Raw genomic sequence first — 14,198 nt, 5'->3', positions numbered from 1 at the left:
GAGGTAATATGACACAGGATTTACAGAAAAGAACCTTGTTTGCAGGGATTGCCCTGGCTATTTTCCTACCAATTTTAATGATTGGTGGCCTCTTGCTTCAGATAGCAATTGGAATCATAGCCATGCTAGCCATGCATGAACTTTTGAAGATGAGAGGTCTAGAGACCATGACGATGGAGGGTCTCTTGACCCTCTTTGCAACCTTTGCTTTGACCATTCCCTTGGAGAATTATCTGACTTTTTTACCAGTTGATGGGAATGTTGTTGCTTATAGTGTTTTGATTTCAATTATGTTAGGAACGACTGTTTTTAGCAAGTCTTATACGATTGAGGATGCTGTTTTCCCTCTTGCTATGAGTTTCTATGTGGGCTTTGGTTTTAATGCTCTATTAGATGCTAGAATTGCAGGTTTAGATAAGGCACTATTAGCCTTGTGTATCGTCTGGGCTACCGACAGTGGTGCCTATCTTGCTGGGATGAACTTTGGGAAACGGAAACTGGCTCCAACGGTTTCTCCAAATAAAACCTTTGAGGGTGCCTTGGGTGGTATTTTAGGCGCTATTTTAGTAACCATCATCTTTATGATGTTTGACAGAACAGTTGCTCTTCCGTATGGAATTTACAAGATGTCGGTCTTTGCTATTTTCTTTAGCATTGCTGGACAATTTGGTGATTTACTAGAAAGTTCGATCAAACGTCATTTTGGTGTCAAGGATTCTGGGAAATTTATCCCTGGACATGGTGGTGTTTTGGATCGTTTCGATAGTATGTTGCTTGTATTTCCAATTATGCACTTGTTTGGACTCTTTTAATCAAAAGACGGAGGAAATACTATGCTCGGAATTTTAACCTTTATTCTGGTTTTTGGGATTATTGTAGTGGTGCACGAGTTCGGACATTTCTACTTTGCCAAGAAATCAGGGATTCTAGTGCGTGAATTTGCCATCGGTATGGGACCCAAAATCTTTGCTCATATTGGCAAGGATGGAACGGCCTATACCATTCGAATCTTGCCTCTGGGTGGCTATGTCCGTATGGCCGGTTGGGGTGATGATACAACTGAAATTAAGACAGGAACTCCTGTCAGTTTGACGCTTACTGATGATGGTAAGGTTAAACGCATCAATCTCTCAGGTAAAAAATTGGATCAAACAGCTCTTCCTATGCAGGTGACCCAATTTGACTTTGAAGACAAGCTCTTTATCAAAGGACTGGTTCTGGAAGAAGAAAAAACATTTGCAGTGGATCACGATGCAACGGTTGTGGAAGCAGACGGTACTGAGGTTCGGATTGCACCTTTAGATGTTCAATATCAAAATGCGACTATCTGGGGGAAACTCATTACTAATTTTGCAGGCCCTATGAACAACTTTATCTTAGGGGTTGTTGTTTTCTGGATTTTAATCTTCATGCAGGGTGGTGTCAGAGATGTCGATACCAACCAGTTCCATATTATGCCCCAAGGGGCCTTGGCTAAGGTGGGAGTACCAGAAACGGCACAAATTACCAAAATTGGCTCACATGAGGTTAGCAACTGGGAAAGTTTGATTCAGGCTGTGGAATCAGAAACCAAAGATAAGACGGCCCCGACCTTGGATGTGATTATTTCTGAAAATGGTAGTGACAAACAAGTCACTGTTAGTCCGGAAGAAAGTCAAGGCCGTTACCTTCTAGGTGTTCAACCGGGGATTAAGTCAGATTTTATATCTATGTTTGTAGGTGGTTTTACAACTGCTGCTGACTCGGCCCTCCGAATTCTCTCAGAACTGAAAAATCTGATTTTCCAACCGGATTTGAACAAGCTAGGTGGACCTGTTGCCATCTTTAAGGCAAGTAGTGATGCTGCTAAAAATGGAATTGAGAATGTCTTGTACTTCTTGGCAATAATTTCCATCAATATTGGGATTTTTAATCTTATTCCGATTCCAGCCCTGGATGGTGGTAAGATTGTGCTCAATATCCTAGAAGCCATTCGCCGCAAACCATTGAAACAAGAAATTGAAACCTATGTCACCTTGGCCGGAGTGGTCATCATGGTTGTCTTGATGATTGCTGTGACCTGGAATGACATCATGCGACTCTTTTTTAGATAATCGAGGAATATTATGAAACAAAGTAAAATGCCTATCCCAACGCTTCGCGAAATGCCAAGCGATGCTCAAGTTATCAGCCACGCTCTTATGTTGCGAGCTGGTTATGTTCGCCAAGTTTCAGCAGGTGTTTATTCTTACTTACCACTTGCCAACCGTGTGATTGAAAAAGCCAAAAATATCATGCGCCAAGAATTTGATAAGATTGGTGCCGTTGAGATGTTGGCTCCTGCCCTTCTCAGTGCAGAATTGTGGCGCGAATCAGGTCGTTACGAAACTTATGGTGAGGATCTTTACAAACTAAAAAACCGTGAAAAATCAGACTTTATCCTAGGTCCAACTCACGAAGAAACCTTTACAGCTATTGTCCGTGATTCTGTTAAGTCTTACAAGCAATTGCCACTTAACCTTTACCAAATCCAGCCTAAGTATCGTGATGAAAAACGCCCACGTAATGGACTTCTCCGTACACGTGAGTTTATCATGAAGGATGCTTACAGTTTCCACGCTAACTATGATAGCTTGGACAGTGTTTACGATGAGTACAAGGCTGCTTATGAGCGTATTTTCACTCGTAGTGGTTTAGATTTCAAGGCTATCATTGGTGACGGTGGAGCCATGGGTGGTAAGGACAGCCAAGAATTTATGGCCATTACTCCTGCTCGTACAGACCTTGACCGCTGGGTTGTCTTGGACAAGTCAGTTGCCACATTTGACGAAATTCCTGCAGAAGTGCAAGAAGAAATCAAGGCAGAATTGCTCAAATGGATGGTTTCTGGTGAAGATACCATTGCTTACTCAAGTGAATCTAGCTATGCGGCTAACTTGGAAATGGCAACAAATGAGTACAAACCAAGCAACCGTGTTGTCGCTGAAGAAGAAGTGACTCGTGTTGCAACACCAGATGTTAAATCAATCGATGAAGTTGCAGCCTTCCTCAACGTTCCAGAAGAACAAACGATTAAAACCCTCTTCTACATGGCAGATGGTGAGTTTGTTGCAGCCCTTCTAGTTGGAAATGACCAACTCAACGAAGTCAAGTTGAAAAACCACTTGGGAGCAGATTTCTTTGACATTGCTAGTGAAGAAGAAGTGGCGAATCTTGTTCAAGCGGGATTCGGTTCACTTGGCCCAGTTGGTTTGCCAGATAATGTTAAAATTATTGCAGATCGTAAAGTGCAAGATGTTCGCAATGCAGTTGTCGGTGCTAACGAAGATGGCTACCACTTGACTGGTGTGAACCCAGGCCGTGATTTTACTGCAGAATATGTGGATATCCGTGAAGTTCGTGAGGGGGAAATTTCTCCAGACGGACAAGGTGTCCTTAACTTTGCGCGTGGTATCGAAATTGGTCACATCTTCAAACTTGGCACTCGCTATTCAGCAAGCATGGGAGCAGATGTTTTGGATGAAAATGGCCGTGCTGTGCCAATTATCATGGGATGTTACGGTATCGGTGTCAGCCGTCTCCTTTCAGCAGTGATGGAGCAACACGCTCGCCTCTTTGTTAACAAAACGCCAAAAGGTGAATACCGTTACGCTTGGGGAATCAACTTCCCTAAAGAATTGGCACCATTTGATGTGCACTTGATCACTGTCAATGTCAAGGACGAAGAAGCGCAAGCCTTGACAGAAAAACTTGAAACAAGTTTGATGGGAGCAGGTTACGAAGTCTTGACAGACGACCGTAACGAACGTGTCGGAGTCAAATTTAGCGACAGCGACTTGATTGGATTGCCAATCCGTATCACTGTTGGTAAAAAAGCAGCCGATGGAATCGTAGAAGTGAAGATTAAAGCGACTGGTGACACCATCGAGGTTCATGCAGATAACTTGCTTGAAACGCTTGAAATCCTCAGCAAGAAATAAAAACTATAATCAGAAGAAAAACAAGGAAAAAATGTAACTAGTTTTTGCCTTGTTTTTTCTGTATAATGGGAAAAATGAGTAGATAAAGAGGTAAATGTATGCTAAGATTTCCAAAGGATTTTGTCTGGGGATCCTCTACTTCTGGGCCACAGACAGAAGGACGTATAGCTGGTGACGGTAAGGGAGATAATCTCTGGGATTATTGGTACCAAGTGGAGCCAAATCGTTACTATAATGGGATTGGTCCAGATAAAACATCAACCTTTTATGAAAACTGGGAAAAGGATATTGACCTCTTGTTAGAAACTGGTCACACGGCCTTTCGGACTTCTATTCAGTGGTCACGGATTTTTCCACAAGGGCGTGGGGAAGTCAATCCTCAAGGTGTAGACTTTTACCGTAAGGTTTTTGAGGCTATTAAGGCCAAAGGGATTCGTCTTTTAGTCAATCTTTATCATTTTGATTTGCCTTTTGCCCTTCAAGAGGATGGTGATGGTTGGGAAAATAAGGCGATTGTTTCAGCCTATGAAGACTATGCTCGTTTTTGTTTTGAGACTTATGGAGATTTAGTGGATCAATGGATTACCTTTAACGAGCCAATCGTTCCAGTAGAATTTGGCTATTTTTACGATGCCCATTATCCACATAAGGTGGATGCAGAGGCAGCCGTTAAAGTAGCTTATCATACACAATTGGCTAGCAGTCGGACGGTCAAGGCCTGCCATGAACTCTTGCCTGATGCTAAGATTGGGATTGTCTTAAACTTGACACCGGCTTATCCACGTAGCCAGCATCCTGCTGATGTCAAGGCTGCTCGTATTGCGGACCTTTTTCAGGCCCAATCTTTCTTAGATCCGTCCGTTTTGGGTACTTATCCACAGGAGTTGGTAGAAATCTTGCATGAACACGGTCTCTTGCCTGATGCTACAGAGGAGGAGTTGGAGCTCATTCGTGACAATACGGTGGACTTCCTTGGTGTCAACTACTATCAACCTTTGCGTGTTATGGCGCCTCGATTTGCTAAGAATCCAGAGAGTCCACTCTTACCAGAACATTTTTACGAGCCTTATGTGATGCCTGGACGTAAAATCAATCCTCATCGTGGCTGGGAAATTTATGAGCAAGGGATTTATGACATTGCCCAAAATATCAAGGAAAATTATGGTAATATCGAGTGGATGTTGACTGAGAATGGTATGGGTGTTGAAGGGGAAGAAAAATTCCGTCAAGATGGAATGATCCAAGATGATTATCGTATTGACTTTGTAAAAGGTCATCTTCGTGAACTTCACCGTGCCATTGAAGACGGAGCCAATTGTAAAGGATATTTAATCTGGACTTTTATTGACTGTTGGTCATGGCTCAATAGCTATAAAAATCGCTATGGTTTGGTCGAATTAGACTTGGAAACGCAAGAACGTCGTCTGAAGAAATCAGGGCACTGGTTCAAGGAATTAAGCGATAATAATGGATTTTAAAAAGGACTCTGACTGATTATCCTAATTGGTCAGAGTCTTTTGCTTACAGGAGCGTAATTTGAACTATACCAATTTTTACTCTTGACAAGTGAAAGAAACAAGTATATACTGTTTTTGCTGATTCTATAAAAGAGGAATTAGACTATACCAATTTTAAGGAGAAAGCACAGCTTGTCTGTGTCGTATATACTATGTGTGGAATTGTTGGTGTTGTTGGAAACACAAATGCAACTGATATTTTGATTCAAGGGCTTGAAAAGCTCGAATACCGTGGTTATGATTCTGCGGGGATTTTTGTCCTAGGTGGTGCTGAAAACCATCTAGTCAAGGCTGTTGGTCGTATTGCAGAATTGTCTGCCAAGACAGCTGGTGTTGAGGGAACAACTGGTATCGGACATACTCGTTGGGCAACTCACGGGAAACCAACTGAAGACAATGCTCACCCACATCGCTCTGAGACAGAACGTTTTGTCTTGGTTCACAATGGGGTGATTGAGAACTATCTTGAAATCAAGGAAGAATACCTTGCAGGTCACCACTTCAAAGGGCAAACAGATACTGAAATCGCCGTTCACTTGATTGGAAAATTTGCGGAAGAAGATGGCTTGTCAGTTCTTGAAGCTTTCAAAAAAGCCCTTCATATCATCCGTGGTTCTTATGCCTTTGCCTTGGTTGACTCACAAGATCCTGAAGTCATCTACGTGGCTAAGAACAAATCACCACTTTTGATTGGTCTTGGACAAGGCTATAACATGGTCTGCTCAGATGCTATGGCTATGATTCGTGAAACCAACCAATATATGGAAATTCATGACCAAGAGTTGGTAATTGTCAAGGCTGATAGCGTCGAAGTGCAAGACTATGATGGCAATAGTCGTGAGCGTGCTAGCTACACTGCTGAGCTAGACTTGTCAGATATCGGTAAGGGGACTTACCCTTACTACATGCTTAAAGAGATTGATGAGCAACCAACTGTTATGCGTAAACTCATCCAAGCCTATACAGATGAGGCTGGTCAAGTTGTCGTAGACCCAGCTATCATCAAAGCTGTTCAAGATGCAGATCGCATCTACATCCTTGCAGCTGGAACATCTTACCACGCAGGATTTGCTTCTAAGAAGATGTTGGAAGAATTGACAGATACACCAGTTGAACTTGGAATCTCATCTGAGTGGGGCTATGGTATGCCACTTCTTAGCAAGAAACCACTTTTCATCTTTATCAGCCAGTCTGGTGAAACAGCGGATAGCCGTCAGGTTTTGGTCAAGGCTAATGAAATGGGAATTCCAAGCTTGACAGTGACAAACGTGCCAGGTTCAACCCTTTCACGTGAAGCTAACCATACCATGCTTCTTCATGCAGGACCTGAAATTGCCGTAGCCTCAACCAAGGCTTATACAGCGCAAATCGCAGCCCTTGCCTTCCTTGCAAAAGCAGTCGGAGAAGTAAATGGCAATGCCAAAGCGCAAGCCTTTGATTTAGTTCATGAGTTGTCAATCGTAGCTCAGTCTATCGAATCAACTCTTTCAGAGAAAGAAACCATCGAAGCCAAGGTTCGTGAGCTTCTTGAAACAACTCGCAATGCCTTTTACATTGGACGTGGTCAAGATTACTATGTAGCCATGGAAGCAAGTCTCAAACTCAAAGAGATTTCTTACATTCAGTGTGAAGGCTTTGCGGCAGGAGAACTCAAGCACGGAACCATTGCCTTGATTGAAGAAGGAACGCCTGTTTTGGCACTCTTGTCAGATCCAGTCCTTGCCAACCACACTCGTGGAAATATCCAAGAGGTCGCAGCCCGTGGTGCCAAGGTTCTCACTATTGCAGAAGAAAATGTTGCCAAAGATACAGACGACATCGTTCTTACGACCGTCCACTCTTACCTCTCACCAATTTCAATGGTCGTGCCAACGCAATTAGTCGCTTACTTTGCAACACTCCACCGTGGTCTTGATGTGGATAAACCACGTAACCTTGCTAAGTCAGTAACGGTAGAATAAGCTAAAAAAGTCTAGTTATCTAGGCTTTTTCTTGTAAGCAAATTGGTTGCTTGTACTCAAGATTCGTGTTAGAATAATTTTTCAAATTGAAGGACAGAGGTAGACAGGGAGAATCATAATGGTAGAATTGGGAATTTCAACATTTGGGGAAACAACGGAGCTTGAAGGGACTGGACAGACTTACAGTCATGCCGAACGTATTCGCCAGTTGGTGGCAGAGATTGAACTAGCTGACAAGGTTGGTTTGGATGTATATGGGATTGGTGAGCACCATCGAGCGGATTTTGCAGTGTCAGCCCCAGAGATTGTCCTGGCAGCTGGGGCAGTCAATACCAAAAAAATCCGTTTAACCAGCGCAGTCAGCATTCTCTCAAGTATGGATCCGATTAGCTTGTTCCAACAGTATGCCACTATCGATGCTTTGTCAAATGGACGTGCGGAGATTATGGCCGGAAGGGGTTCTTTCACGGAATCTTTTCCCTTGTTTGGATATGATTTGAAAGACTACGAAGCTCTCTTTGATGAGAAATTAGACTTGCTTCAGTTAGTCAATGAAAAGACCAAGCTAGACTGGCAAGGTCGATTGACTCAAACGATTGCTGGCAAAGAAGTCTATCCTTGTCCAGTTCAGGATAAATTGCCCTTGTGGATAGCGACAGGTGGTCATGTCGAATCAACGGTGAAGATTGCTCAGGCGGGCCTACCGATTGTCTATGCAATTATTGGTGGTAACCCTCGTTATTTTAAAAAGTTGATTCAGGCTTATCGTGATATTGCGAGCGAAGCGGGCCATGCCAGTCAGGAACTAAAGGTTGGAGCTCATTCTTGGGGATGGATTGCTGAAGATAGCGAGCAGGCCGTGAAAGATTATTTCCATCCGACCAAGCAAGTGGTGGATGCTATTTCCAAAGACCGTCCCCACTGGCATGAATTGAGTTATGAGCAATATTTGGAGCAAGTTGGGCCAAATGGTGCTATGTTTGTGGGCAATCCAGATCAGGTGGCAGAAAAATTGATTCGTATGATTGAGGATTTAGGTTTGGACCGCTTTATGTTGCACCTACCTCTTGGTTCTATGCCTCATGAACAAGTCCTGAGAGCTATTGAACTCTTCGGAACGCAAGTGGCACCCAAAGTCCGGGCTTACTTTGCCATGAAAGAGGCTTAATAAAAACTACTCAAATTTATTATGACGATAAATATTGTACAAAAATCAATCCCCCGAGCGTCAAGGCTTGGGGGATTGTTCTATAGGAGGGCTAGTTTAGTTCTCTTTTTTGTTTTTTAGTAAGAACCCGAGACCTAGAAGGGCAAGAATGCTGATTCCTGCAAACAGGAGTTTGTGATCGTTTTTGGTTCCTGTATTTGGAAGTTCAGCTTGTTTAGCTAGGGGTGAAGGTGTATTATCTTTGCTAGAGTTTTCTACTGATTCGTTTTGAACCGCCTCTTTTACAGATGATGCTTGTGCTTCTTGTGCTGGTTGTTCAGTATGTGAATCAGCTGTAGCTTGGCTAGGTTTATTTTCCGCATCAGCTACTTTTGCATCTGGTTTTGCAGAATCAGGTTTAGTTTGTGGAGCTGGAGTTTGCTGTTCCGGTTTGACTACTCGGTTTGGAATATTGTCCTGGACATTATTTTGACCGTGTTCTTGTTTTAAGCTAGAAAGGTCAAATTCTGGTTTTTCTTCCATAGCTGGGGCAACAATGGCACCGCCTTGAGAGACTCGAAGAACAGTAGCTGTAAGGGCATTTAATTTCAAGCCTTTTTCAGTCCACTCAAGTCCTTTCGGGTTGGCAATTCCTACTGGTCCTGCTTGGTTTTCATCTGCCAAAACTTCAGCATTTCTGAGGTGGGCAAAGGCAGTTCCCAAATTAAATTCGCGGGCTTTTTCGTCAGCATTGACAAAGACTGCGTAGATATCACCGTTTGGAGCAGTGATTTGGTAACCGATCACTACATCCTCTTTTTCCACGCCATTTTGGCCTGGGACAGTGATGAGGCGGATACGGTCTTTGATATCTTGAAGACTCTTAAGTCGGAAGGCATCTGTAGATTGACGAAGGGCAATCAACCCTTTCATATAGTCACGGCTCTTGACATTTTCAGGATATGCTTTTCCATCTGTAGCCTTGGTCCAGTCAAACTTGTTAATAGCATCGCTCGAATCGTAAGAGTCATGGATGAAGTAAGGATAGTCAAATGGATTGCTGTTCTTATCACGCAACAAGTGAGATTTGTTTGGAACCTTATCCTCTGCTACTGGAGTCTTGTAGGCTGGGTCACGGAATTGTTTGGTGCGACCATATTCCTGACCAGAGTGGATAAATGGAGTTCCTTGAGCTGTCAAGACCATGAGGTTTCCAAGTCGCAAACGACGGTGGATTTCAGCATAGTTCTCAGCCTTGCTTGGGTCTTTTTTGATAGACTGGGCGATGATGTCAAAGAGGGTCAAGTTATCATGGGCTGCGATGTATTGGATAACATCTCCAGGGCTGTCAGCTTCAAAGTTGGTTGGCTGAGCAATGAGATTTTTAAAGATGGTGTTGACATCACGCTTGCCACCTGTGATAAAGGCAGGTTGACCTTCGTTTGGATAACCAGACTTGAGGTTGTTACGGATGTCGTCTGAGAAGACTGCTACAGTATCGGTATGTTTCATCCAATCTTGGTCAGCAGCTTTAGTAGGCATATTTTCATCACCAGCATAGGTTCTCCAACCTTCACCAAGCATGATTAGGTTTGGATTGAGGGCGCGTGCAGCCTTGTACGCTTCTTCGATAGAAGCGGCATCATGGTCTCCCATCATATCGAAGCGGAATCCATCTACTTTGTAGGTATCAACCAGATATTTGATAGAGTCAACTAGGAGCCGTTTGGTCATATGGTGGGTTGTTCCTAAGCGTCCACCACCAAAGCTAGTGCGAGGTGTACCATCAGCATCCATAAAGTGGTAGTAGTTTGGCTCTAAATTTTCAAAGATATCGACCTTGGCTGTATGGTTATAAACGACATCTAGGATAGCTCCCATGCCACGTTTGTGGATTTCGTTGATGAGGTTTTTAAATTCTGCGATTCGTTTTTCTGGATTTTTAGGATCGCTTGAGTACATACCAGTCAAGGAGAAGTAGTTTTGAGGGTCATATCCCCAGTTGTAGTTGCTGTTGCTTGAAGCATAGTCAGACAAGCGTTCATGGTTCTTCAATTCATTGACAAAGTAGTAAGACAAGACTGGAAGGAGCTGGATGTGGGTCACACCTAAGTCTTTGAGATAGTCTAGTTTTTCAATAAAGGCTTCAAAAGTCCCAAATGGTTTGGTCAAGTCTTTTGCGATGGCGGGATCTGAAGTGAAGTCACGCACATGAGCTTCATAGATAACGGCATCTTCACGAGTCTTGAAGTTGTGAATCTTACCATAAGTCAAGTCTTGAGGTCCTAGTTTAGCTGGATCTACAAAGGCAGCTTTAGCCACTTTATGGGCATCGTCAATCTTGGCATCGTCACTATTCCAAGCAGCGAGGGATTTAGCGTAAGGATCGAGTGCAAGAACAGTTTTTCCCTGACGCTCGATTTGGTATTGATAATAGTATCCGGTGAAATCTGTGATTCCTAATTTATTTGTGCTATCTAGAGTTTGTTTCCAAGTTCCTCTTTCACCTTTTTCAAGAGCGACAGTTCCAACCACTTTGTCAGGGTCATTCTTGTCGTAGACGACGACCGAAACCTTATCAGCACTTGGTGACCAAAGGGTCAAATCAACTTGTTTTCCTTCTTCTTTGAGGTCAGCTCCAAGTTTGCCATCATAACTGTAAGTCTCATCTTTCAGACGCCAGCTTGTTTTGGTAGTGAATTGGTCGGAATTGTAGCTAACAGTATAAGGATGTTTTGTGTCCGAGAAATCTCCACTGTAGGTCACTTTCTTACCAGCTTCATCGATTGCAACATCGGTGATAGCTACTTTATTTCCTAGGTGATTAGTGATGTTGGAGTGTTTGAGGATATCCTCTTTTTTAGCACCGACTAGTGTTGAAAAACTACTTTCAATGCTAGAAGTTCCTACGTGCTGAGCCCCTGTCATACGGATATCATGGACATAGTATGGATTTGTGTAAATCGATTCATCATCGTCTTTTAGGAAAATTTGGCTATGATTTTTTAAATCTGTGAACTTATAATCTTCTTTACGGATTTTCACATCGTCTCCTTGTTTGTTTCTGTCTAGTAATAAAAATCCAAGGTCTTTAGCTGCATCTTTGAGTGGAATATCGATATAGCGACCATATTTGCCTGTAGCTGTAAAGTCTGTTCCGTTAGGCCATTCACCACTACTTGGTTCTTTCACATCTCCCCAGTACCAGAGAGATTTCTTGTCATAGTTGCCATCTGTGCGGTAGTAGTTGACACGAATAGTTCCTGCAGGTTGTGGCTCGTAAGAGAAAACCTTGTGATCTTGGTCCAACCAAGCCTCATTCATCTTTGGTGCCAGTTTTTCTACCGATTTATCGCCGGTTAGATTTTTCCCAGCTGTATTATTTATGAGGAAGCTAATTTTCTTGGCTTGTTCTCCCTTTAATTTGACATCTAGGTAGTAGCCATAGTCATCTTTTTTGGCATCCTTGAAGGACAAGGCTCCGTTAGGCCAGTTTTCAGAAGGTTTTTCAACATCATCCCAAGTCCATAGTCCTTGAGCATCCTTGTTTTCTTCAGGAAGTTTTTTGACGTGGATACGGAAGTAATTGTCTTCGATTGGCTCTTCTGCCTTAGTTTCAGTCGTAGTAGAAGTAGTTGGATCGCTTGAACGATCTTGTTCGGTTTGTGGTGCTGAATCAGCAGGGCTTGCAGCAGGAGTGGTTGCCTCTGTTGCAGGTTTTTCTTCTTTTTTCTCTAGGGAAGCGTTTGCACTATCATGTGAAGAAAAATCGCTTTCGTTCTTGCCAGCGATGTTTATTGCATCAGTAAGAGGTTGAGTAAGGGAGGTTGTATTTCTGTTGCTGGGTTCGTTAGTGGTTGGTGTATTTTCGTTGGCTGAGATAGTTGGTGTAGCCATGGCAAGCAGAACAAGGCTTGCTCCAATAAGGACAGAATCAGTTCCATTTTTGAGGGAGCGGATGCTGTAAACCATTTTTTTCTCAGTGTGAGATGGTGTTTTTCTCATAATGATTCTCCAATCAATAAATTTCTATATCAGTATAGCACTTAGTAAAATAAGATGCAAGCGTTTTCCTAAAATTAAACTAAAAGAAAAATCGCAACAAATTTTGTTACGATTCAGCCAGTCTTTCTTTATGAATTTGAGAAGCCAGAAGGTGAAGATGGTGGAATAACTCTGAAGTAGAGAAGTTATGATTATAGATAATTGGTTTAGGAGAGTTGGTGACAGGAAAGGTAGTGATAACAATATCGTGAGGAATTTGATTGAGAATTGAGAATGAAATAGCAGATTCTTCCCAAGAATCAAAGAGATAGAGATTATTGCCGTAGTGAGTTAGGGTGTCGATTAGATTTTGTGCGTGATGACTATCCAGATGACTAATAATCAAAACACGGATTTTGGGAAGTTTTTGAAGCAGTTGGACTAAAATTCGTTGCCCTTGGATAGAAAAGGTGTAGACAAGTTCTTGTAGCTTACTTGGGTGATTTTCTAACCCCATTTCAGTCAGGTAAGATTGGAATTTGTGTTGACTTACTTCAAATAGTTTTGGAAATTCTACTTGATAACTGCTTAAAATTTGGGATTTCTGTCTGTCGAGAGACTGGTTACTGAGTAAATGGAAGAAATCAGATTGGGCAGTGTAGTGGAGGAGCCAAATCAATTCCTCGCGATTTTCAATCTGTAGGTGAAATTCTTTAGCTAGTTCTTCTAGTATTTGGCTCAATAAACGGTAAGATTTTTGGATATGATGAATATCACCCAGTGCTTCATTGCTGCGATTGTTTGTAATTTGAGGAGACTTTACTGAATTTGAAAATAGCTGTTCTAGCGTCTCCTTTTTCGGTTCAAAGTGAAGTTTTTTAGCCAGCTTTTTGATATCTTGTTCAAACTGCGGAATTTGCATGAGGGTGCTGTAGTGACTGGTTAAAAGAGGAGTAGGATTTTCAATCAAATGACTCTTATTAAAGCGCTCCAGATTGATAGCTAGAGTATATTTGATTTGCCGTAAACTACTGAGGTTGGGTGAAACTTGTTGGGCGTCCAAAAATAGCTGAATCAAGTTAGTGAGTGATTCTTCAGAAATAGAAGGGAAGGGCCAATCCAGAAAACTGTAACTTTGGCTAAAATAGTCTAGATAAAATGCACGAATATCCTCTTCGGTTCCTACCATGACTAAAGGGGAGGGTTGGATGCTGATGCCATAGTGTTGCGGAAGCTTAGTGTTGATACGATGAATGATTTCCTCAATCTGCTCTTGATTAGTGGAAAGTGCCTGACATATTTGCTCAAGCGATTGTCCCTCTTTGAAAAATAGACGGTTCAAAACAGAGTAGGTTTCAGATTGCTTAAAAATCGCAATATTGGGATCCAAGGTGTTTTGGAAGTCAAACTGCAATTGAATGCCTTTTTTTCTTGATTGAAGCAGGAGGTTAGGAAACAATTTCTCAAGCTTAAAAAGGTGTTCTTGTAATTCTTCGATTGAAAAATTCAGCTTCTCAGCCAAGACGGACAATTTTATCCAATCATGGCGTTTGGTTAATTCTTCCAGTAAGAATAGCAAGTCTTGTTCAGTTTTAGATAGCAAGATATTCATCATAAACCTCCATATATA

8 protein-coding genes are annotated in these 14,198 nt (G+C 42.3%); 6 read left to right on the top strand and 2 right to left on the bottom strand.

Features of this window, described 5'->3' with window-relative positions; all coding sequences use genetic code 11:
- Window positions 1-8 precede the first annotated feature (8 nt).
- From D8837_RS00040 to D8837_RS00015, 6 genes are all read left to right on the top strand, one after another.
- The gene (locus D8837_RS00040; RefSeq protein ID WP_125455812.1) at window positions 9-812 is read left to right on the top strand and encodes a phosphatidate cytidylyltransferase; all 804 of its coding nucleotides are present in this window, start codon (window positions 9-11) and stop codon (window positions 810-812) included.
- A 21-nt stretch (window positions 813-833) separates the two neighbouring features.
- On the top strand, window positions 834-2,093 hold the full coding sequence (rseP, locus tag D8837_RS00035) for an RIP metalloprotease RseP (protein WP_125455811.1): 1,260 nt from the start codon (window positions 834-836) through the stop codon (window positions 2,091-2,093).
- Between the two features lie 12 nt (window positions 2,094-2,105).
- Window positions 2,106-3,959 (top strand): proline--tRNA ligase, encoded by a 1,854-nt coding sequence (locus tag D8837_RS00030; RefSeq protein ID WP_125455810.1) that lies wholly within the window; start codon window positions 2,106-2,108, stop codon window positions 3,957-3,959.
- A 98-nt stretch (window positions 3,960-4,057) separates the two neighbouring features.
- Window positions 4,058-5,437 carry a 6-phospho-beta-glucosidase gene (bglA, locus tag D8837_RS00025; RefSeq protein WP_125455809.1) on the top strand — a complete coding sequence of 460 codons (1,380 nt, stop codon included), beginning with the start codon at window positions 4,058-4,060 and terminating at the stop codon, window positions 5,435-5,437.
- A 191-nt stretch (window positions 5,438-5,628) separates the two neighbouring features.
- Window positions 5,629-7,437, top strand: a complete 1,809-nt coding sequence (gene glmS / locus D8837_RS00020) for a glutamine--fructose-6-phosphate transaminase (isomerizing) (RefSeq protein ID WP_125455808.1) — start codon at window positions 5,629-5,631, stop codon at window positions 7,435-7,437.
- 118 nt (window positions 7,438-7,555) lie between these two features.
- The gene (locus tag D8837_RS00015) at window positions 7,556-8,605 is read left to right on the top strand and encodes an LLM class flavin-dependent oxidoreductase (protein ID WP_125455807.1); all 1,050 of its coding nucleotides are present in this window, start codon (window positions 7,556-7,558) and stop codon (window positions 8,603-8,605) included.
- 96 nt (window positions 8,606-8,701) lie between these two features.
- Here the strand turns inward: D8837_RS00015 and D8837_RS00010 are convergent, their stop codons facing one another.
- The gene (locus tag D8837_RS00010; RefSeq protein WP_125455806.1) at window positions 8,702-12,589 is read right to left on the bottom strand and encodes a pullulanase; all 3,888 of its coding nucleotides are present in this window, start codon (window positions 12,587-12,589) and stop codon (window positions 8,702-8,704) included.
- Window positions 12,590-12,695: 106 nt separating this feature from the next.
- Window positions 12,696-14,180 carry a M protein trans-acting positive regulator PRD domain-containing protein gene (locus D8837_RS00005; protein ID WP_125455883.1) on the bottom strand — a complete coding sequence of 495 codons (1,485 nt, stop codon included), beginning with the start codon at window positions 14,178-14,180 and terminating at the stop codon, window positions 12,696-12,698.
- Window positions 14,181-14,198 lie beyond the last annotated feature (18 nt).

It is taken from the genome of Streptococcus mitis, from assembly GCF_003942965.1.
Taxonomy (GTDB): Bacteria; Bacillota; Bacilli; order Lactobacillales; family Streptococcaceae; genus Streptococcus; species Streptococcus mitis_BH.
This window is presented reverse-complemented; position numbering and strand designations above follow the sequence as displayed.